Annotated in this window: 21 protein-coding genes; 7 read left to right on the plus strand and 14 right to left on the minus strand. The window is 64.2% G+C overall.

All coding sequences use genetic code 11. From position 1 onward, the window contains the following. The first annotated feature begins 1 nt into the window (after position 1). Both sbmA and HGK27_RS19480 read left to right on the plus strand, forming a co-directional pair. Complete coding sequence (gene sbmA, locus HGK27_RS19475; RefSeq protein ID WP_206244508.1) at positions 2-1,192, plus strand: peptide antibiotic transporter SbmA; 1,191 nt, start codon at positions 2-4, stop codon at positions 1,190-1,192. A gap of 15 nt (positions 1,193-1,207) precedes the next feature. Beyond that, complete coding sequence (locus tag HGK27_RS19480; RefSeq protein WP_206244509.1) at positions 1,208-1,627, plus strand: thiol-disulfide oxidoreductase DCC family protein; 420 nt, start codon at positions 1,208-1,210, stop codon at positions 1,625-1,627. Between the two features lies 1 nt (position 1,628). On the opposite strand, the gene HGK27_RS19485 is transcribed toward HGK27_RS19480, so the two are convergent. After that, positions 1,629-1,982: a putative quinol monooxygenase gene (locus HGK27_RS19485; RefSeq protein ID WP_407674718.1), complete on the minus strand. Its 354-nt coding sequence runs from the start codon at positions 1,980-1,982 to the stop codon at positions 1,629-1,631. After that, on the minus strand, positions 1,982-3,088 hold the full coding sequence (locus tag HGK27_RS19490) for an alkene reductase (protein WP_206244511.1): 1,107 nt from the start codon (positions 3,086-3,088) through the stop codon (positions 1,982-1,984). Before HGK27_RS19490 ends, HGK27_RS19485 begins: the two co-directional genes overlap by 1 nt. A gap of 121 nt (positions 3,089-3,209) precedes the next feature. On the opposite strand from HGK27_RS19490, the gene HGK27_RS19495 reads away from it, so the two are divergent. The 3 genes from HGK27_RS19495 (at position 3,210) to HGK27_RS19505 (ending at position 5,695) form a co-directional block, all read left to right on the plus strand. Beyond that, positions 3,210-4,091: a LysR family transcriptional regulator gene (locus HGK27_RS19495; protein WP_241127642.1), complete on the plus strand. Its 882-nt coding sequence runs from the start codon at positions 3,210-3,212 to the stop codon at positions 4,089-4,091. Positions 4,092-4,147: 56 nt separating this feature from the next. Continuing rightward, a complete protein-coding gene (locus HGK27_RS19500; RefSeq protein ID WP_206244512.1) occupies positions 4,148-4,921 on the plus strand; it encodes a hypothetical protein in 774 nt (257 codons plus the stop codon). 90 nt (positions 4,922-5,011) lie between these two features. Next, positions 5,012-5,695: a DsbA family protein gene (locus tag HGK27_RS19505; RefSeq protein WP_241127644.1), complete on the plus strand. Its 684-nt coding sequence runs from the start codon at positions 5,012-5,014 to the stop codon at positions 5,693-5,695. Here HGK27_RS19505 and HGK27_RS19510 read toward each other — a convergent pair. From HGK27_RS19510 to HGK27_RS19550, 9 genes are all read right to left on the minus strand, one after another. Then, positions 5,619-6,494: a hypothetical protein gene (locus tag HGK27_RS19510; protein ID WP_206244513.1), complete on the minus strand. Its 876-nt coding sequence runs from the start codon at positions 6,492-6,494 to the stop codon at positions 5,619-5,621. The two genes, HGK27_RS19505 and HGK27_RS19510, sit on opposite strands and share 77 nt — an antisense overlap. A 99-nt stretch (positions 6,495-6,593) precedes the next feature. Beyond that, positions 6,594-9,620: a TonB-dependent receptor domain-containing protein gene (locus HGK27_RS19515; protein ID WP_206244514.1), complete on the minus strand. Its 3,027-nt coding sequence runs from the start codon at positions 9,618-9,620 to the stop codon at positions 6,594-6,596. A 350-nt stretch (positions 9,621-9,970) separates the two neighbouring features. Next, complete coding sequence (gene pip, locus HGK27_RS19520) at positions 9,971-10,933, minus strand: prolyl aminopeptidase (protein ID WP_206244515.1); 963 nt, start codon at positions 10,931-10,933, stop codon at positions 9,971-9,973. Between the two features lie 6 nt (positions 10,934-10,939). Then, positions 10,940-12,025 carry a pyrroloquinoline quinone biosynthesis protein PqqE gene (gene pqqE, locus HGK27_RS19525; RefSeq protein ID WP_206244516.1) on the minus strand — a complete coding sequence of 362 codons (1,086 nt, stop codon included), beginning with the start codon at positions 12,023-12,025 and terminating at the stop codon, positions 10,940-10,942. Then, entirely contained in the window at positions 12,022-12,294 is a 273-nt protein-coding gene (gene pqqD / locus HGK27_RS19530; RefSeq protein WP_206244517.1) for a pyrroloquinoline quinone biosynthesis peptide chaperone PqqD, read from the minus strand. Before pqqD ends, pqqE begins: the two co-directional genes overlap by 4 nt. Positions 12,295-12,297: 3 nt before the next feature. Next, positions 12,298-13,029, minus strand: a complete 732-nt coding sequence (gene pqqC, locus HGK27_RS19535; RefSeq protein WP_206244518.1) for a pyrroloquinoline-quinone synthase PqqC — start codon at positions 13,027-13,029, stop codon at positions 12,298-12,300. Further along, positions 13,026-13,928, minus strand: coding sequence for a pyrroloquinoline quinone biosynthesis protein PqqB (gene pqqB, locus HGK27_RS19540; protein ID WP_206244519.1), 903 nt, complete (start codon positions 13,926-13,928; stop codon positions 13,026-13,028). The genes pqqC and pqqB overlap by 4 nt, the downstream gene beginning before the upstream one ends. Before the next feature lie 9 nt (positions 13,929-13,937). Next, a complete protein-coding gene (gene pqqA, locus HGK27_RS31440; RefSeq protein WP_068087616.1) occupies positions 13,938-14,021 on the minus strand; it encodes a pyrroloquinoline quinone precursor peptide PqqA in 84 nt (27 codons plus the stop codon). A 129-nt stretch (positions 14,022-14,150) separates the two neighbouring features. After that, entirely contained in the window at positions 14,151-15,038 is an 888-nt protein-coding gene (locus tag HGK27_RS19550) for a LysR family transcriptional regulator (RefSeq protein WP_206244521.1), read from the minus strand. Between the two features lie 79 nt (positions 15,039-15,117). Here HGK27_RS19550 and HGK27_RS19555 point away from each other — a divergent pair, with 79 nt between their 5' ends. Continuing rightward, the gene (locus HGK27_RS19555; protein ID WP_206244522.1) at positions 15,118-15,828 is read left to right on the plus strand and encodes an SDR family NAD(P)-dependent oxidoreductase; all 711 of its coding nucleotides are present in this window, start codon (positions 15,118-15,120) and stop codon (positions 15,826-15,828) included. A gap of 53 nt (positions 15,829-15,881) precedes the next feature. Continuing rightward, on the plus strand, positions 15,882-16,106 hold the full coding sequence (locus tag HGK27_RS19560; protein ID WP_206244523.1) for a tautomerase family protein: 225 nt from the start codon (positions 15,882-15,884) through the stop codon (positions 16,104-16,106). Here HGK27_RS19560 and HGK27_RS19565 read toward each other — a convergent pair whose 3' ends face one another. The 3 genes from HGK27_RS19565 to hglS all read right to left on the minus strand — a co-directional run bounded on the left by HGK27_RS19565 (position 16,107) and on the right by hglS (position 19,600). Then, positions 16,107-16,973 (minus strand): hypothetical protein, encoded by an 867-nt coding sequence (locus HGK27_RS19565; RefSeq protein ID WP_206244524.1) that lies wholly within the window; start codon positions 16,971-16,973, stop codon positions 16,107-16,109. 72 nt (positions 16,974-17,045) lie between these two features. Next, positions 17,046-18,275, minus strand: a complete 1,230-nt coding sequence (locus HGK27_RS19570; RefSeq protein ID WP_206244525.1) for a pyridoxal phosphate-dependent aminotransferase — start codon at positions 18,273-18,275, stop codon at positions 17,046-17,048. Then, positions 18,272-19,600 carry a 2-oxoadipate dioxygenase/decarboxylase HglS gene (gene hglS / locus HGK27_RS19575; protein ID WP_241127893.1) on the minus strand — a complete coding sequence of 443 codons (1,329 nt, stop codon included), beginning with the start codon at positions 19,598-19,600 and terminating at the stop codon, positions 18,272-18,274. The genes HGK27_RS19570 and hglS overlap by 4 nt, the downstream gene beginning before the upstream one ends. Positions 19,601-19,673 lie beyond the last annotated feature (73 nt).

The raw sequence follows: 19,673 nt of genomic DNA on the forward strand, positions 1-19,673 counted from the left end.
CATGTTTCGCTGCTTCTTCCCCAACCCTCGCGTGTTTTTTCCGTCCTGCCTGCTCTTTGTGATCCTGTGCATCGCGCTGTGGTATGGCGGGGCGCGTGATCTGGGCAGGGTGATGGAACAGGGCGGCGCCGATCAGCCCGGCATGGTCGGCATCTCGCTGTTCTGGTCCTGGCCTTATCTCTGGTTCTACGCCTATTTCTGGCTGTGCAGCGCGCTGCTGGCGGCGGTCTGCCAATTGGTGGCGCCGCATCGCTGGTGGGCCTGGTCCATTCTCGGCTCCGCGCTGGTGATCTTTTCCACCTGGCTGCAGGTGCAGGTCAGCGTGGCCATCAACGACTGGTCCGGCCCCTTCTACAATCTGGTGCAAAAGGCGCTGAGCAGCAGCGGTCAGGTCACGCTCGGCCAGATCTATGGCGACCTGCTTGTCTTCGGCGAGATCGCTCTGGCCGCGGTGACGATGGGCATGCTGACAGCCTTCTTCAGCAGCCATTACGTCTTCCGCTGGCGCAGCGCGATGAATGAATTCTACGCGCAGCACTGGCAACGCCTCCGCCTGATCGAGGGCGCCGCGCAGCGCGTGCAGGAAGACACGATGCGCTTTGCCACCACCATGGAGGATCTGGGCGTCAGCCTGATCAATGCGGTGCTGACGCTGATCGCCTTTCTTCCCGTGCTGGCCACGCTGGGCGCGCATATCACCATGCTGCCGCTGATCGGCCATGTGCCGCATGCTCTGGTGGTGGCCGCTGTGGCATGGTCTCTCTTCGGCACGCTGTTTCTGGCGCTGATCGGCATTCGCCTGCCGGGGCTGCAATTCGCCAACCAGCGCGTGGAGGCGGCCTATCGCAAGGAGCTGGTCTATGGCGAGGACGATCCTTCGCGCGCCCAGCCGCAGACGCTGACCATGCTGTTTGCCGATGTGCGCCGCAACTATGTCCGGCTCTATCTGCATTACACCTATTTCAACCTGGGCAAGATCCTCTACCTGCAGGTGGACAACATCTTCGGCTATATCATCCTTGCCCCAACGATCATCGCCGGGGCGATCACGCTGGGCCTGTTGCAACAGATCCTGAACGCTTTCGATCAGGTGCGCAGCTCTCTGCAATATCTGGTCAATTCATGGACGACGATTGTGGAGCTGACCTCGATCTACAAACGTCTGAGGGCCTTTGAAACGGCAATGCCGTGATGGCATAGGAGGGTTATGACGGCCTCCATCCCCCTGCCTGACGACCATCCCGTCATCGTCTTCGACGCGCAATGCGTGTTGTGCTCAAGCCATGCGCAATTTGTGCTGCACCATGACCGACGCGGACATTTCCTGCTGGCATCGATGCAGGGCAAGGTCGGCGCGGCGCTTTACCAGCGCTTCGGCATCGATCCGGCCAATCCCGACACGCTGATCGTGGTGGAACGCGATCAGGCCCTGCGGGACAGCGATGCGATCATCGCGATCTGGTCCGCCCTTGGCTGGCCATGGCGGGCGCTGCGCCTGCTGCGCCTGATCCCGCGCGCCCTGCGCGATCCGGCATATCGCTGGATCGCGCGCCATCGCTACCGCCTCTTCGGGCAGCGCGAGAGCTGCTGGGTGCCGGATGCCGCTCAGGCGCGCCGGGTGCTGTAGCCTATTGATCCCTGCCGATCCGCTCATCCCAGGGGCTGCCCAGATGCGGATAGAGCTGGCTGCGGAAGGCGCGGAAGGCCTCGCTTTCCACAAAGCGCCGATAGGTTGCCTCATCGGCAAAGCTGGTATCGAGGATAAAGTGATTGGTCGGCGCCAGTTGCCGGATCAGCATCACCGAGCGCACCGCCGGATCGTGGCGGGCCTGAGCGGCATAGGCTTTCAGGATCTGCGCGCCCTCCGCCTCATGGCTGGGCATCACATCGACATTCACGATGGTATGGACAGGCCCCTCCGCCGCCGAGAGCGGCGCGGCGCCCAGCAGCATCACGGCGGCGAAAAGGGCTGTGCGACGCATCACGCCACGGCCCCCAAGGCCAGAGCCGGATAATCGGTATAGCCCTGCGCGCCGCCGCCGAACAAAGTCGCGGCATCGGGCTCGGCCAGCGGAGCGCCTGCCTGCAAGCGCGCGGGCAGATCGGGATTGGCGATGAAAGGCCGCCCGAAAGCCACCAGATCGGCATAGCCATGGGCCAGCACCCAATCGGCCTTGGCCCGATCATAGAGGCCCGCCACGATGATCGGATGGCGGAAACGGTCGCGCAGCTCCTGCCGGAAGTCCTCGGTGAATTCGGGCGCATCGTCCCAATCGGCTTCCACCAGATGGAGATAGGCGATGCCCCGCGCCTCAAGGAAATCGGCGGCCTCCAGAATGGTGGGCAGAATATCGGGGCAGGCCATGCCGCGCGCGGTCAGGAAAGGCGCCAGACGGATGGCGGTGCGCTCGGCACCGATTTCACCGGCGACGGCATTGACCACCTCGCGCAGGAAACGCAGCCGGTTCTGGCGGGATCCGCCATAGGCATCGGTGCGGATGTTCGAGCTGGTGCGCAAAAACTGATCGATCAGATAGCCATTGGCGCCATGCAGTTCCACACCGTCGAAACCGGCCTCAATAGCGTTGCGGGCAGCCTTGCGGTAATCCTCAACGATGGCTGCGATTTCGGCGGTTTCCAGCGCGCGCGGTGTGGGGCATGCCACCATGGCGCCCTGCCCTGTCGCGGGATCGACCTTCCAGATCGCGCCCTCGAAGGGAATGGCGGAGGGGGCCACCGGCAGCGCCCCATCATGGAAATCGGGATGCGACATGCGCCCGACATGCCAGAGCTGCAGGAAGATCCGCCCGCCGGCCTGATGCACGGCCTTGGTCACCAGCTTCCAGCCCTCCACCTGCTCGGCGCTGTGGATGCCGGGGGTAAAGGAATAGCCCTTGCCTTGCGGCGAAATCTGCGTCGCCTCGCTGACGATCAGCGCCGCGCTGGCCCGCTGGGCGTAATAGGTGGCATTGAGCGCATGGGGCACATCGCCGGGCTGGGCGGAGCGCGCGCGGGTCAGCGGCGCCATCACCACACGGTGAGGCAAGTCATGGCCGGACAGGGAAAAGGGCGAGAACAGGCTGGTCATGGGAAGCTCCTTGCGAAGGTTGGGCTTTTCCTAGACCTTTCTCTTGCGTGGCATTATCCTGAAAATTCTCAAATGATCCTCCACCTGTGGGAGACAATCGCTGCTCGACGATCTCAACGAATTGCGTACCTTCGTCCGCATCGCCACCGAGGGCAGCCTGTCTGCCGCCGCCCGCGCGATGGGGCTGGCGCTCAGCGTGGTGAGCAAGCGCCTCGCCACGCTGGAGGCGCGCACCGGCACGCGGCTGATCGCGCGCAGCACACGCCGCCTGTCGCTCACCGACGAAGGCGCCCGCCTCTTCGAACGGGCCCAGCGCATTCTCGCCGAAATCGCCGAGGCCGAGGCGATGCTGACCCATGGCACGCTGGAGCCGCATGGTTTGCTGCGGGTGAGCGCGCCGGTGGCTTTGGGGCGGGCCCATGTCAGCCCGGTGTGCCGCGATCTGGCGCGTGACCATCCGCGCCTGTCCATCGACCTGCAACTGACGGACCGCGTCACCGGGCTGATCGATGAGGGGCTGGATATCGCCATCCGCATCGGCATGCCTCAGGAGTCCGGGCTGGTGGTGCGCAAGCTGGTGGACAATCACCGCATCATCGTTGCCGCGCCCACCTATCTGGCCAGCCACGGCACCCCGCTCACGCCCGAGGATCTGGCCGATCACGATTGCCTGCATCAGGGCCCCGGCGCGATCTGGCCGCTGGTCGGGCCGGAGGGGCGGCAGGTGGCGGTGGATGCGCAATCGCGCCTGCGCTGCGACAATGGCGAGGTCTGGCATGATTGGGCGCTGGATGGCGCCGGTCTGGCGATGAAAAGCTGGATCGATGTGGCAGAGGATGTCGCGGCGGGGCGGCTGGTGCAGGTGCTGCCCGCATGGCGGAGCCCTCCGGCCCCGATCTGCGCGCTGCTGCATGCGCGCAAGCTGGTGCCCACCCGCGTCCGCATCTTTTTGGAGGCCATGGCCACCCGCCTGCGCCAACATGGCCGCCCCTTGCCGTCGTAGCCCCCGGCAATTGCACGCGTGCAACGCCCCGGGGCCTGTCCCGAGCCGGAGGCAGTTTGGCGAAAGCTCATGATCCGGGCCTTTCCGCCGGATCTGCGCAGCGCTATTCGACTGGAATCATGACCATCTTCCCCAAAGCCCTGACCGGCCTGCTGATCGCCTTCTCCGCCATGCTGCCCGCCGCCGCTCATGCCGATCTGACGGCTGTCTATGGCGTGCCGGGCACCGACCACCGGATGACCGTGGCCATCGCAGCGAATGGCGACATTCGTGCCGAGATCGATGATCCATCGATGTATTGGGTGGTCCTTCAGGGCGTGGGGTATTACATCCAGCTCACGCCCAAGGCCACGCATGTCAGCGCGCTGGATGATATCGCCGTGGTGACGCGTGAGGCGATGGACAAGCTCGACCCCGGGCAACAGGCGCAGCTGGCCGGGCATTCCTCTGTCCATACGCTGCTGGCCAAAGGCACAATGGCTGTCGGCGGCAGAACGGGCGATGCCTATTTCATGCAGGCGCCTGACGGAACCATCTCACCCATGCCCTGGGTGGTGATCAGCCATGACCCGGCGCTGGCTCCCCTAGGTCAGGCCATGGCGGAGCAATTTGCCATGTCCGCCAAGATGGACCCCTATGCTATGGCCGGCACAGGCGAGGATTTCGCCAGGGCCGAGGCGGTGCTGCGCAAGGGCGCACCGATCCTGTTTGCCGGGGCGCAATTGCTCTCCGTATCGGAAGCGAAAATCGACGAAAGCCGCTTTGCCCTGCCCGCTCCGCGCGAAACGCGCGATCAGATCCGGCAATGGTACAGCATGCAGGAACATTGAGGGGGCTTGCCTTGCCTGCGGTTGACTGCCTAGGGGAACCTCTTCTCCGGCCCGTCTTCGGGCAGGCCGGTTTCTGAAAGGCGATAAAGCGTGAAAAAGCCCTCCCTCAAGGCCTGTGCCGCCACGGTTGCCGCCCTTCTGCTTGGCGGCATCGCAGCGGCGGGAGTCCAGACCGCCGCGGCGGCAAGGGCGGGCGACAGCAGCAACAACGATGCCCGCGCCATGCTGCTCGATGCGCTGCAGAACGATCCCGGCGTGCCGAAGGTTGAGCCGGCGGGGTATGACGCCACGATCGTCGTCTTTTCCGACTATCAATGCCCCTATTGCCACCAGATCCATCCCCGGCTGGAAGCCTTGCTGCGCGAGGACAAGAAGCTGCGCATCGTCTACCGCGACTGGCCGATCTTCGGCGCGGTCTCGAAGGAAGCGGCGCGGGCGGCGATGGCCTCGCGCTATCAGGGCAAGCATGCGGCCTTCAACGATGCACTGCTCAACACCAAAGGCCGGCTGACCAGCGAGGGCATCCGCCAGGCCGCCGTGAGCGCGGGTGTCGACTGGAACAGGCTGCAGGCCGATCTGGTGAAACATGGCGCCGAGATCGATGGCGCCATCGCCCGGACCGGCCATTATGCGGGGCTGATCGGCCTGTCCGGCACGCCCGCGCTGATTGTCGATTCCTATCTGCTGCCCGGCGCCGTCAGTGTCGAGACGCTGAGGGAAGCGGTGCAGCATGCCCGGAAGAACCAGGCGGCGCGGGCGGCGGAGCAGATCTGACGGAGGCCACGCGGTCAGCCAAGGCCTGTGCCTGTCTGATCAACCGGGCATAGGAGGCCTGTCTGGGCAGCTCCTGCGCATAGCACCGTTCGAAGATCAGATCCTTGTCGGGATGTTGTGCGTAGCGGGCCTTGCAGGCGGGAATCGCCTCCACCTTGGTGGGCTGGATCAGAATGGTGATGCGCTGATCCTGCAACAGCGTGACGCCGATCTGGTCGGGCGGGTTGGGGGCGACCTCATCCTGCCCCTGTTCGAACAGCATGGCCTTGGCGATCATGCCGGGGGCGACAGGCTTGATGGGCAGAGGCGCGAATTTTTCCACGGCGGCATCATTGTTGATGGCCGCAGCGTAAAGCCCCTCGTCATCGAGCGCCGCAATGGCATTCACGGCCTGCCCTTTTGGGGCGGAGGCGCGCAACCATGCTTCCACCAGCGGGCGCGTGGTGACGATCAGCTGCGTGCCATGGGCATCGGTATAAGCCAGCCCGTCGAGCGGGAGGTACTGGGCGTAATCCTCCAGATCGGCGATCGTGGCGCGGCCAACGCCGGTAAAGCCGGAGACATGGACCGGGCCGATCATCGCGCGCAGCATGGCGGCCAAGCGGGCGGCGGCGGCCTTATTGCGCGCTTTCTGACCGGATGGAGGATGTTCGGCATTGGCCTGAGCGGCAGCCTTGTCCCGCGCCGAGAGATAGAGGCTCAGAGCCCCTGGCGTTTGTGCCTGCACCGGCAAGGGGATCGCCGTCAGCGCGCAGAGGGCACCCGTGCAGGCCGCTTTGAAGGCCCATCGTCTGATCATAAGCTTGCCGCTCCAACGGATTGATGCAGCATCCTGAAAAGCGATCGCCGCGGTTGCTGTCAACCACGGCGATCCGTTGCATCGGAGGATGTTACCCCGTCAGAACTTGAAACCGGCGCTCACCCGGAAATAGCGGCCCATGATGGCGCTGTAGTAGCGCTGGACATCCACCGAATAGGGGAAGGGCAAACCGCGATTGAACACATTGTTCACCAGAAAGCGGAAATTGACATTCTTCGACACATCCACCCCGATCGAGGTGTTGAAGGTCACGTAGGAATTGATCGTTGGATACTGATAGGCAGAATCGGGCGAGTTGGGATTGACCTTCGTCGATCCGTAATAGATGCCCTGCACCATCCAGTTGAAGGCCTTGCGCGAGTAATTCGCCGTGGCCGTGAAGGTGTTCGCCGGGTCCTTAGACTGGCCCGCCACCTGCTGCAGATCTTCCGTGCCGATGCGGTAATAATGGCGGAAGGTGTGCAGGTAATTGACGTTCAGATCCAGCACGCCCGCCGAGGATGACAGCCCCAGCCGCTCCAGCGGCAGCGTATAGGCCAGATTGCCCTGCAAGGCGCGGAAGACTTCCTCGCCGATGTTGAAATTGCTCGACGCAAAAGAGGTCACCTGACCGGCGCTGTTGCGGGTGAAGGTCTTGCAATAGGGGCTGGAAAGTGAGGAATCGTAGCAGGCCGTCATCAGATCGGTCAGGCTCAGGCTGGCGATCTCATTGCGGATGTCGATGTTGACATAGTCCGCGCTCAGGGTCAGCCCGCGCAGCATCGGCGGTTGCACCACCGCGCCCACTGTCCAGCTGTTGGCCACTTCATTCTGCAGGTTCGGATTGCCGCCCGCCGTGCCCTTCACGCTGGCCGCCACCACCGAAGAGGTGAAGTTGGCGGGAAGACCGGCAGCAGCGCAATTGGCCGCGCGTGTGGCAGGATTGCTGCCCGCGGTGATATAGCCCTTGTCGCAAGGGTCATTGGCCACCGCTGCCACCGTGCTGACCGGCGCGAACAGCTCGGTGATCGAGGGCGCGCGGAAGGAGCGCGTGAAATTGCCACGGAAGGTCAGCCCCTTGACCGGCGCATAGCTGCCGCCACCCGTATAGGAGGTGAAGCCGCCCGTCAGGCTGTGCTTCACATAGCGCACCGCCGCATTCACATCGAGCTGCGCGATCAGCGGCACATCATTGTCAGGCGCGACGATCGGCGCGCTGAACTCGCCGAAGAACTCGTTGCTGTGGAAGCTGCCAGCCACGGCAGAGACCGGCGCCAGATTGCCATAGGACACGCGCGTGCCATCGGCCTGCAAGGCGCCCGCATAGAAGGCACCCGGATCGAAATTGGCGCTTTCGCGGCGATATTCATAGCCCGCCACGCCCTTGGCATGGCCGCCGGGCAGCTTGATCAGCTCGCCCTTCACATCGGCCACCACATCCGTCTGGGTGTTGAGCTGATGGGTAAAGGCATTGGCGGTGACATAGTCGATCGCCGCCTGGCTGGCATTGCCATAGCCGAAGATATCGAGCGGCGCGCAGGTGCTGCTGATCGTGGGATAGGCCGCATTGGTGTAGCCCGACGCGCAGGCGATCTGGCCGCTGCTGGTGGTCACCGCATTGACCGCATTGTTGAAATTCTGGGTCACCAGCTCGCGCGAGGCGGTCGAGGAGGTGGAGCGGCCATAATTGACCGTCACATCCCAGTCGAACTTGCGCTCACCCAGCGCGAAATCGCCGTTCAGACCGCCCACCATGCGCAGCAGATCGCTGCGGGTGCGGAAAGCACCGGTCGAAAGATCGGTGTTGGCGCGCGTGAGGTAGAAGTGATCCGTGGGCAGACCATAGCCGGCCAGATTGCTGATGATGGTCTGGCGGTCCGCCGCGCTCAGATAGGGGTTGGCGGTGCTGATGATCAGATTGCCGTTGGGCTGGCCCGCAGCGGCGAACTGCCGCGTGTTGTAATAGGGCTGCTTGGCCAGATTGGTGCCATAGTTGCGGCCCAGCCAGAACTCGCCGCTGAAATGGATGTGGTCGGTGAAATCGTAGTGGCCCAGCAGCGTGCCTTGCAGACGCTCGCTGTCGGCCAGGAAATTGTCGTAATCGCTGATGGCAAAGCCGCTGCCGCCCGCCTGATAGGCGGCATTGCCCGTCAATTGCCCATTGACGAAGGGCGTCAACTGCCCGGCGCTGTTGAAGGTCAGCGCCTGCCCGGCGGCATTGGTGACGCCTGCATAAGTCTGCCCGCCGACAATCGGATAGGAATCCGCCACCAGCGGCATACCGGTGTTGGTGAAGAGATTGTAGTGCATCCCCCCATAATAGAGCTGATGCGTATAGCTGTTGCCCGCCGTGGCGGTGCCCGAGAAAGCCCTGCTGCCGCCGATCAGGCTTGAGCGGTCACCATTGGTCAAACCATGCTGGCGATCATAATAGAGGCTGACGGTGATATTACCGCGCCCCTCGGCGAAATTCTTGCCCGCCAGCAGCGAGACATTGCTGTCTTGCGCGTCACCCTGCCCGGAAACGCCCTGCGAGGCGTTGACCGAGAAGCCCTGATAGTTCTTCTTCAGAATGACATTGACGGTGCCCGCAATGGCATCAGACCCATAAATCGGCGCGCCGCCGACCGAGACGGTCTCGATCCGGTCCACCAGAGCCGGGGCGATCTGCGAAAGATCCACCGGCGACCCGGCCACGGCGCCCGAAAGCGAACTGCTGGCCGCAGTGACGAAACGGTTGCCATTGACCAGCGTCAGCGTGCGCTGCGATCCCAGATCATAGAGATTGGCAAAGGTCTGCCCCGCGCCGAAATAGCCCTGGCTGCCGAAGGGGCTGTTGCCCGGCACACCAAAGCCGGGCTGGTCGAGCAGCGCGATGCCAAGGTTGGTGAAACCGCGCCTGGCGATCTCATCACCCGTCACCCGCGTGACCGGCTGCGCCGTAATCTCCGCCGTGGGGATGCGCGATCCGGTGACGACGATGGTGTTCGCCTCGGTCTGATCCTGCTCTGACGGCGTCTGCGCGGTCTGCGCCATGGCGATACCGGCAGGCATCAGGCTGCACAGAGCCGCACCGATCAGCAGGCGCAGGTGGTGGCGACGTGCCCCTTGGATGGGTTCTCTCATGATCAGGTCCCTGTTGCCGATCGCCTGATGCACCCCCAGACGACCGATACCGCCCATCGCCTCTCCAGCGACGTGCTGACATTGATGTAAGCATGATGCGGCGTATCAAGCCCTCAACGCGCCGCAGAGCATGGGCGCCGTTTAGGATTTGAATGGTAAATATCTCACTACCTGTCGGTTTTAACCAAGATCAGGTGTTGAGCCCCGCCCAGCGACTCGCGAGGCCCCTGCAGAAAGGGGCATATGGCGGTTTTTGTTGGAGAAAAGACCTGAGCACAGCAGCGGACTGCTGCCCGCCGGCCTGCGCCGGGCAACAATCCGCTGATCTTTTGCGCGATCAGTCCGCGATATCACCCTTTGGAAGAGGCCGCATAAGCATCCGTGGCGCGGATCAGCCGGTCGAGGATTCCTGCTTCGGAGAAGGCATGGCCCGCGCCCTCGATCAGATGGAACTCGGCTTCCGGCCAGGCCTTGTGCAGATCCCAGGCGGTGCGCGTGGGGCAGGCCATATCGTAGCGGCCATGGACGATGGTGCCGGGAATGCCGCGCAGGCGACTGGCATCGCGGATCAGCTGATTGTCCTCCAGCCAACCGTGATGGACGAAATAATGGTTCTCGATCCGCGCAAAGGCCAGAGCGAAATGCGGGTCCTCAAAGCCCGATGTGGTGTCCGGATCGGGCAGCAGGGTCAGTGTGCGCCCTTCCCAGAGGGTCCAGGCCTGCGCTGCGGCCAGTTGCTCTTCCACATTGTCGCCGACCAGCCGCTTGCGGTAGGCCTTGCGCAGATCGCCATGTTCTTCGGGCGGGATCGGCGCGAGGAACTCTTCCCACTTATCCGGATGCACTTCGGAGGCGCCGAACTGATAATACCATGACAGTTCCGCCTCACGCACGGTGAAGATGCCGCGCAGCACCAGCTCGCTGACCCGCTCGGGATGGGTTTCCGCATAGGCCAGCCCCAGCGCAGATCCCCATGAACCGCCGAACACCAGCCACTTATCCACCCCGGCCAGCTCGCGCAGCCGCTCGATATCGGCGACCAGATGCCAGGTGGTGTTGGCCTCCAGCCCGGCATGCGGGGTGGAGCGGCCGCAACCGCGCTGGTCGAACAACAGCACATCATAGGCAGAAGGATCGAACAGGCGGCGATGTTTGGCCGAAATCCCGCCGCCAGGGCCGCCATGCAGAAAGACCGCAGGCTTGGCGCCCGGCGTGCCGCTGCGCTCATAATAGATCACATGGCCGTCACCGACATCGAGCGTGCCGGTTTCATAGGGTTCGATGGGCGGATAGAAGGTGCGAAGCTGCGTCATGGCCCCTTATTGCATCCTGCGCGGCACAAGTTCCAGTGTTTCAGAAGCAGCGGCTGCCACGACCGCTTCCTCGATCAGATGATGGTCGGGCGCGCGGTGGCAGGCCGGATCGGTTTTCGCTGCGTCGCCGGCCAGCGCCAGAGCCTGACAGCGGCAACCGCCCCAGTCGATCTCACGCCGGTCGCAACTGCGGCAGGTTTCGGGCATCCAATCCGTGCCACGAAAGCGGTTGAAAGCGTCCGATCCCAGCCAGATTTCGGCCAGAGAGGTTTCCTTCACCGAGGGAAAGGTGAAGCCGGGCAAGGTCTCCGCCGCATGGCAGGGCAGCGCCTTACCCGAGGGCGAGATGTTGATGAAGCGGTTCCCCCAGCCCCCCATACAGGCCTTGGGCCGGGCGGCATGATAATCGGGCACCACATAATCGATGGCGATCCGCCCCTTCAGCCTTGCCCGCGCGGCCTCGACAACGCTTGTGGCAAAATCCAGCTGTTCGCGGCTGGGCAGCAGCGCATCGCGGTTAAGCAGCGCCCAGCCGTAATATTGGGTATGGGCGATCTCCATCCGCTCGGCGCCCAGTTCCTCACCCAGCGCGATCATCGCCTCGACGCGAGCGATGTTCTGCTTGTGGATCACGAAATTGGCGGTCAGCGGCAGGCCGGAGTCGCGGATGCGGCGGGCCGCCTCCAGCTTTTTGGCATGGCCGCCGCGATAGCCGCCGTAATGATCGGCTTTCTCCGCATCGGCATCCTGAAAGCTGAGCTGCACATGGTCCACGCCCGCCGCGATCAGCCCTGCCATCGCCGCATCGCTGAGCAGCACGCCCGAGGTGATGACATTGGTGTAGAGCCCCGCCCCCGCCGCATGGGCGATCAGTTCGGGCAGATCGCGCCGCGCCATCGGCTCGCCCCCGGAGAAATGGACTTGCAGGATGCCGATCCGAGCCGCCTGATCCAGCACATGTTTCCACTCATCGGTGGAGAGTTCCGATTTGGGCGCATCCATCTGCAACGGGTTGGAGCAATAGGCGCATTGCAGCGGGCAGCGATGCGTGAGTTCCGCAATCAAGCCCATCGGCGGCGCGGGAATATTCATAGCTGGATGGCCCCCTTCGCCGACAGATCCTCAAGAGTGGCGATCACATCAGTTTCGATCTCCCCGCGCGGCGCATCGAAGCGGGCGGCCAGATCATCGACGATAGCTGCAATGGCGCGCTCACCATCGACCAGCTTCAGAATTTCCACCGCAATCTCATCGGGCATAAACAGCTTTTCGGGGGCCAGCAGCACCCAGCTGTCACGCACGCTGTCGAAGCGGAATTTCACGCCGCGCCGGAACGCGGGCACATCACTGACAGCGCCCATGGCTCAACCCTCCGGCACAAAGGCGCCCGGCGGGATCATCCCCGGCGCGACATAGGCCAGATAAAGCCCGTCCAGCTGGCACCACAGCACATCGCATTTGAAGCGCAGCGCAGCCAGCACCGCCTGCTGCTTCTCGACCGTATCGGCATGCTCCTTCACATAGGCCAGCGCCCAGGCGCTGTCCTGCGGGGCTTGCGTCAGGCGCGGGGTGAAATAGGCCAAAGTCTCCGGCTGGATGAAATCGTAATGGGTCAGCATGCCCGAAACCCGCTCGGCAATGACCTGTGGCGAGAAGAGTTCGGTCAGTGATGACGCCACCGCCTCCAGCAGCGAACGGTCCCGCACGAAATGGAGATAGGCATCCACCGCGAAGCGCGTTTCAGGCAGGATCAGCGCCGCGCTTTCCACCATCGCCCTATCAAGCCCGACACCCTCGGCCAGCTTCAGCCAGCGTTCGATGCCGCCGGGCTTGTCACCATCGCCATCATGGTCCTCGATACGGCGGCGCCATTCGCGGCGCTGCTCCACCGTGGGCAGGCGCGCCATCAGCGTGGCATCCTTGGCGGGGATCGAGGCCTGATAGTAATAGCGGTTGAGCGTCCAGGCCTGAACCTGCCCAAGGCTGAGCTTGCCGTCATGCAGCAGGCGGTGGAAGGGGTGATGGATATGGTAACGCTCGGCACCAATCTGGCGCAGCGCGGCTTCAAGGCCTTCAGGGGACAACAAGTCCGTCATAGGGTGAACTCCATGCCGTCCTCGGCCACGCGCCAGCCTGCGGCTTCGAGCTTTGCGCGTTCGGCGCTGTCGGCCAGCAGCACCGGATTGCTGTTGTTGATATGCAGGGTAACCTTCTGCCCCACGGGTACATCGCTAAGGGCCGCCATCGTCCCCTCCGGCCCGGAGAGGCTCATATGCCCCATCCGCCGCCCGGTCTTGGGGCCGAGGCCTGCCGTCACCATCTCGTCATCGCGCCACAGCGTGCCATCGAAGAACAGCAGATCGGCGCCCGCGATGCGTGCTTTAAGCTCCGGCGTCATCGCCGCGCAGCCGGGGATATAGAGCAGACGCTTCCCGCCAGCCGTGATTTCCAGCCCCACAGTGGTGTCATCCACCACGATGGATGGCGGCTCAGCCCCGCTTTCCAGATAGAGCGGCACCTTGCCGGGCACCGCGAAGAGGGTTGCAATCAGATGCTGATCCAGCGCGAAAGCCTGTTCCAGCGCCTGAACAAGCCGCGTCACCACATCCCGGGCCAGCACCTCGAAGATCGGATTGGCGTCCAGCACGCCATGGATGCGCGCGGTGGCATGCAGCGCGAAGGGCTGCCGCTCCCGCAAGGTCAACAGGCCCGCGATCACATCGACATCGCCGCCTGTCAGCACCACCCCCGTAATCGGCGAGTGCCGCAGCCCTTGCTTCGGGTGCAGCGCAGGCGTCGCGTTAATCTGCTGCCGCAAATCCGGCGAGGCATTGATGACAAACCAATGCTCACCATCGCCGCTCACCGCGATGCTGGCCTGCGTGCGCGCCAAAGCGGCAGGATCACCCGCACGGGCACGCCGGCACCCTGCCCCATGCGAGTTCCATTGGGGGAAGCCGCCACCGGCCGCCGCCCCCAGAACGATGATGTTCACCGAGGCGGCTTAGGCAGGCAGCTCCGCGGAGGCGTAACAGTTGATCTCGGCGCCGAGCACGATTTCGCGGATTTTGGGCGTCTTCCACTTCATATGCACTCTCCTGACTGTTTTATCCTCGGCAGTTGGCTGCCGGGACTCGCATGCTAACCGATGCACCGTCCGCCGCGATAGGACCAAGGTACAGGATGCGACGAGCCGAGGCCGCCGCAAGCCCGGCGCTCAGGCCTGGAACAGCGCCTGTTCCTCGGCGAAGATGCGCATGATCTCATCGGCCACGGCGCGGATCGCGAAGGCTGTCCGGTCGCGGCGGCGGGTCAGCAGGAACAGGTCGCGCGGCGGCGGAAGGCTGCCCAGATCGATCAGCCGTAACGCGGGTTCAGCCCGGCCGATATAATGCGGCAAAAGCGCAACCCCCACGCCCGATCTCGCCGCAATCGCCTGAGCCGCATGATTGTTGGCGCGAAACGCCAGCCGCGCTCTGGGAAACTGCCGTGCCAGCCACGCCGCGTCGCGGACGAAAGCATCAGCCTCATCGAAGCCGATAAAGGTCGGCGGCGCTCCGCCCTCGATGCGGCGGCAGGCCTCCGGCGTACCGTAAAAGCCATTGTGGATGGCGCCGAGCGGACGGGCGATCACATCGCCATCCTCGGGGCGATCCATGCGGATGGCGATGTCGGTCTCATGCCGCTCCAGACTGACCGAGCGCAGATTGGTCGCCAGATCGAGATCGAGCCCCGGATGGCGGCAAGCCACCTGAGCCAGACGGGCCGTCAGAAAACCCAGCGCCAGTCCGGGCGGCGCATTCACCCGCACCAGCCCCGTCGGCATGCCCTCGCCCTCGCCATGCCCCAGTGTCTGGAAGGCCTGATCCATATCGCTGACGGCATCCAGAGTGCGGCTCCCGGCAGGGGTCAGCACATAACCTTCGGGGCGGCGCTCGACCAGTCTGGCGCCCAGCCCCTCCTCCAGCGCGTGCAGCCTGCGCGCGACCGTTGCATGATTGACGCCCAGCGTGCGTGCCGCTCCCGACAGCGTGCCATGCCGCGCCAGCGCCAGAAAGAAGCGCAAATCCTCCCAATCCATCGCTGTGCGTTTTCGATCAGCCATGGTGCAAGGATAGTGAATTTTCACGCAGTCACCAAGGGCCTAAATCCGGCTCCACACCATCCAGCAAGGAGCAGTGACCATGTCCGATCTTCAGAAAACCGCCATCGTGACCGGGGCCTCGCAGGGGCTTGGCGCCGGCATTGTGCAGGCCTATCGGGCGCGGGGGTGGCGCGTTGTCGCCACCTCGCGCTCGATCCAGCCTTCCAGCGATCCCGACCTGCTGACCATCCCCGGCGACATCGGCGATCCGGCAACCGGCCAGCGCGTGGTGGCAGAGGCCATCGCCAGATTTGGCCGCGTGGATACGCTGGTGAACAATGCGGGCATCTTCATCGCCAGCCCCTTCACCGATTACACCGAGGAACAGTACCGCCAGAAGCTGCACACCAATCTGGACGGTTTCTTTTTCATCACGCAGGCCGTGATCCCCCAGATGCTGGAGCAGGGCACGGGGCTGATCGTGCAGATCACCACCACGCTGGTCGATCAGGCGCGCTCGGGCGTGCCTTCGGTGCTGGCCTCGCTGACCAAGGGTGGGCTTGCTGCCGCCACGCGCAGTCTGGCCATCGAATATGCCTCACGCGGGATTCGCGCCAATGCGATCTCGCCCGGCGTGATCAAGACGCCGATGCATGATGCCGCCACGCATCAGGCACTGGGCGGGATGCACCCCATGGGCCGGATGGGCGAGATCGGGGATATCGCTCAGGCGGTGATGTATCTGGAGGACGCCACCTTCGTCACCGGCGAAACCCTCCATGTGGATGGCGGCATGATCGCCGGTTGCTGATCTTCAGAGGGAGGCACCCCGCCTCCCTGCCTCTTATCGAAAGGACCATCATCATGCCCATCGTCACCGTTCAGGTCACCCGTCAGGGCACCGTCCCCGGCGCCGACCGCACCACCTCCGCCCAGAAAGCAGCGATCCACAAGGGCGTCACCGATCTGCTTCAGCAGGTGCTCGGCAAGGACCCCGACGACACATTCGTGATCTTTCAGGAGATCGAACTGGAAGACTGGGGGCGCGGCGGCACATCGCTTCCCGCATGGCGGCAGAGCAAGGGCTGATTACGCTTGCCGGTCAACCTGCCGCGTGGCTGCGCGCACCATGGCCGCCTGTGTCGAGGTCGATGAGGCACTCGGCACAAAGGCGGCGGCGATGCTGACTGCCGCCATATAAGGATCGGAGTCGGTATAGGCGCCATGGAGAACACGCCCATTGGCCAGATGCGTCACAATCGAGCCATCCTGCAGGGCATCCAGCTGCCGCTTGGCATCGATCATCCCGGCCAGCGAGGTGGTTTTGGCCGTCCGCAGGTCGACCGGCTGCCCCCAGCTGTCAGTATAGGTGGAATCATCGGAGGAGTCCGAAGGGGCCGCCTTGTTCACCACCCCTTGCAACAGGGCCAGAACGGGGACCGTGCCGTCGATTTTGGCGGTGGGGGTCTTCGGCGGCGCCGGGATGCCCGCCTCTCTGGCCTTGATGGCGGCGGCGGCGTCAACCACCTTGCCCAGATCGCCGTTGAAGCGGTTCACCACATCGACAAGCGCGGAATTGGCATTGAGCTGCTTTTCCAGCCAGGCGCGATCGTCATCGGTCAGCGCGCTGGAGGTCACCTTGATGCCGTCCTTGCCGCCGGTGAAATCAAAGGTGGCATTGGCCAGATCGGGGCGCTGGGCGATGATCGACTGAAACGCCGCAGTGACCGTGTTGGCCAGATCCTGCGTATCCTGAACGAGCGCGCCTTCCGCCTGCCATTGGGCATACATCTGCGTTCTGGTGATGTCGAAAGGCGTGGTTTGCTTGGCCTGAAGCGGAGCCGCATTCGGATCGTTCCGCGTGGCGGCATCGGGCGCTGTCTTCTGCGTGGCGAGGGCAGCAAGGCTGGCGAACAGCGTCGGGACCGAGGTGAGGCTGTTGCTGATATTCGTCATATCCGCTCCTTTTGCCCAGGAGAGAACGGCGGAAAGACCATGCAATTCAGAGCTGCACGCGTTTTATTGCCCTTATGATCCAGCCAGAGACAGGGCAGCGCAAGCCGCCGCCATACGCTGCAACGCCGTCTCCAGCTCCGCATCGGATGTGGCGTAGGAGATGCGGAAATAGGGCGCGAGACCAAAGCAGCTTCCCGGCACCACCGCCACATCCCAGTCGAGCAGATAATCGGCAAAGGCGCGATCATCGATGATGATCCTGCCATCGCGGGTGCGCGCACCGATCAGCCCCCCGCAGCCCGGATAGGCATAGAAGGCGCCTTTGGGGTTGCGGCAGGACAGGCCCGGAATGGCGTTGAGCCCGCTCACCACCAGATCGCGGCGGGCCTGAAAGCGCGCGCTGCGTTCGCGCATGATGGCGTCCGGCCCGTCCAGCGCGGCAATCGCCGCCGCCTGACTGACCGAGGAAGGGCATGAGGTCGACTGGCTCTGCACGATGGCCATGGCCGCGATCAGCGGCGCCGGGCCCGCGCCATAGCCGATGCGCCAGCCGGTCATGGCATAGGCTTTCGAGACGCCGTTCACCGTCAGGCAGCGCTCGCGCAGATCGGGGGCCACTTGCGCGAATGTGGCGAAACGGGCGCCATCATAGAGGATATGCTCATAGATATCGTCCGACATCACCCAGAGCCGGGGATGGCGCCGCACCACCTGCGCCAATCCGGCCAGCGCCGCTTCATCATAGGCCGCGCCCGAGGGGTTGGAGGGCGAATTGAGCAGCAGCCAGCGCGTGCGCGGGGTGATCGCCGCCTCCAGCTGATCGGGCCGCATCAGGAAATCGGCCTCTGCCGTGCAGGTGACGATGATCGGCACGCCCCCGGCGATCTGCACGATATCGGCGTAGCTGGTCCAATAGGGCGCCGGGATGATCACCTCATCGCCCGGATCGAGCGTGGCCATAAAGGCGTTGTAGAGCACCTGCTTGGCCCCCGCGCCGCAGGTCACCTCATTCTGGGCGAAGGTCAGATCATTGTCGCGGGCGAATTTGCGCCGCACCGCCTCTTTCAGCGCCGCCGAGCCATCGAGCGGGGTATATTTGGTCTCGCCGCGGCTGATCGCCTGGCGGGCAGCCTCCTTGATGTGTTCGGGCGTGTCGAAATCCGGCTCGCCGGCGCCAAGGATGATCATGTCGCGGCCCTGCCGTTTCAGCGCCGCCGCCTCCCCCGAACGGACAAGGATTTCCGACACGCCGATCCCGGCAATCCGCGAGGCCGGGCGGAAGCTCTGCGTCATGACGGTCATGCCTCACCCCGCGCGGCGAAGCTGGTGCCCAAAGCGGTCTCCACAGCCGCGATCGAGGCCTGTTCGATCGCCGCATAAAGCGCAAAGGGATCGAGCACCTTCTGCCCCAGCGCCGCCTCGAAAGCCTGACGCGAGGAATGGGCGGCAAAGCTGGCCTGCTCGGCCCCGCCAAGGTTCGACTGGAAAATCCCCGCCGCGCTGACGGGCAGAAAATCCTCATACAGCACGGGCTCGGCCAGAACCCGGCCTTCCTCGATGCAGCGTTCAAGGCTGGTGGCGGGATCGATGGGCGTGCTGCTGTCGGCCACGCGATAGCGGAAAAAGGCGAGGCCCTGCTGGCGCAGACTGTCCAGATCGTCCGGAAAGCGTGAGAAGGCCGACGTCAGCCGGGCGACATAATCGGCGCCCTGCGATCCGCTGTCCGCGCGGGCTTCGTCAAGGCAGGCATCGTAGAGCGCCCGGCCCTTGGGCGTCAGAGCCGCGCCGCGCTGCTCGATCTCGCCGAAACGGGCGGTATGGGTGCCCTTCGCCTCGCCCTGCTGGTCGGTGAAGCGGATCGGTTCTTCCAGGGCCTTGAAGCTGGTCTGGCGCAGCAGGATCGGCACCTTGCGCGTGGGCGGCCCCTCGATCACCGCCTTGGCATCGATGCCGCGCGCCGCCATAGCGCGATGGGCGGCATCGATATCGAGCGTGCGCGGCGTCAGATGGTTGATATGCGGCCCGGCGAAGGAGACCACATCGGCGATCAGGCGATGGGCGGCATTGAGGCGCCGATAGGTCTCATGCGAGACACGCGCATCGCCATGCCAGCGGAAGATATCCAGCACCTCGCGCACGAAGCTTTCGGCGTCCTGCGGGGTGAGACCACCCTCACGCTCGGCCTGTTCCAGCAAGGCGATGCCGCGCTGGGAAACGATCTGGCGTGAGGCCAAAATCGCGGCGGCCTGAGCGCGCAAATCCTCATCCTCGATCAGATCGAGACGCAGCAGCGAGGTGAAGACCCGAAACGGATTGGCCAGCAGCGCCGCCGGATCGATAGGGCGAAAAGCCGCGGAATGCACCGGCACCCCCGCCACCGAGAGATCGTAATACTCCACCGGATGCATGCCCATCACCGCGAAGATCCGCCGCAACAGCGCCAGCTCCTCCGCCGTGCCCACCCGGATCGCGCCATGCCGCTCGACATCGAGGCGTTCCAGCTCTCCAGCGCCGGAGAGCGCTGCCTTAAGGTCGGCCTGCTGCCCCAGTGCCTCGGCATTGGCATCCCGGACGATCTCGATCAGATCGCCATAGAGCGGCACCTCCTCGCGATACATCGCGGACATCGCCGTGGAAAAAGCGGTGCGGATCGCATCGGCAGGCACGATATCAGGCACGTTGGTCTCCATCTCCGGATGA

The sequence above is a fragment of the Novosphingobium terrae genome (assembly GCF_017163935.1).
GTDB classification, from domain to species: domain Bacteria; phylum Pseudomonadota; class Alphaproteobacteria; order Sphingomonadales; family Sphingomonadaceae; genus Novosphingobium; species Novosphingobium terrae.

Excerpts from the sequence above, each read along its gene's own strand:
- sbmA (WP_206244508.1), top strand. The coding sequence starts at position 2 with ATGTTTCGCTGCTTCTTCCCCAACCCTCGCGTGTTTTTTCCGTCCTGC.
- HGK27_RS19480 (WP_206244509.1), top strand. The coding sequence starts at position 1,208 with ATGACGGCCTCCATCCCCCTGCCTGACGACCATCCCGTCATCGTCTTC.
- HGK27_RS19485 (WP_407674718.1), bottom strand. The coding sequence starts at position 1,982 with ATGCGTCGCACAGCCCTTTTCGCCGCCGTGATGCTGCTGGGCGCCGCG.
- HGK27_RS19490 (WP_206244511.1), bottom strand. The coding sequence starts at position 3,088 with ATGACCAGCCTGTTCTCGCCCTTTTCCCTGTCCGGCCATGACTTGCCT.
- HGK27_RS19510 (WP_206244513.1), bottom strand. The coding sequence starts at position 6,494 with ATGATCAGACGATGGGCCTTCAAAGCGGCCTGCACGGGTGCCCTCTGC.
- HGK27_RS19515 (WP_206244514.1), bottom strand. The coding sequence starts at position 9,620 with ATGAGAGAACCCATCCAAGGGGCACGTCGCCACCACCTGCGCCTGCTG.
- pip (WP_206244515.1), bottom strand. The coding sequence starts at position 10,933 with ATGACGCAGCTTCGCACCTTCTATCCGCCCATCGAACCCTATGAAACC.
- pqqE (WP_206244516.1), bottom strand. The coding sequence starts at position 12,025 with ATGAATATTCCCGCGCCGCCGATGGGCTTGATTGCGGAACTCACGCAT.
- pqqD (WP_206244517.1), bottom strand. The coding sequence starts at position 12,294 with ATGGGCGCTGTCAGTGATGTGCCCGCGTTCCGGCGCGGCGTGAAATTC.
- pqqC (WP_206244518.1), bottom strand. The coding sequence starts at position 13,029 with ATGACGGACTTGTTGTCCCCTGAAGGCCTTGAAGCCGCGCTGCGCCAG.
- pqqA (WP_068087616.1), bottom strand. The coding sequence starts at position 14,021 with ATGAAGTGGAAGACGCCCAAAATCCGCGAAATCGTGCTCGGCGCCGAG.
- HGK27_RS19550 (WP_206244521.1), bottom strand. The coding sequence starts at position 15,038 with ATGGCTGATCGAAAACGCACAGCGATGGATTGGGAGGATTTGCGCTTC.
- HGK27_RS19555 (WP_206244522.1), top strand. The coding sequence starts at position 15,118 with ATGTCCGATCTTCAGAAAACCGCCATCGTGACCGGGGCCTCGCAGGGG.
- HGK27_RS19560 (WP_206244523.1), top strand. The coding sequence starts at position 15,882 with ATGCCCATCGTCACCGTTCAGGTCACCCGTCAGGGCACCGTCCCCGGC.
- HGK27_RS19565 (WP_206244524.1), bottom strand. The coding sequence starts at position 16,973 with ATGACGAATATCAGCAACAGCCTCACCTCGGTCCCGACGCTGTTCGCC.
- HGK27_RS19570 (WP_206244525.1), bottom strand. The coding sequence starts at position 18,275 with ATGACCGTCATGACGCAGAGCTTCCGCCCGGCCTCGCGGATTGCCGGG.
- hglS (WP_241127893.1), bottom strand. The coding sequence starts at position 19,600 with ATGTCCGCGATGTATCGCGAGGAGGTGCCGCTCTATGGCGATCTGATC.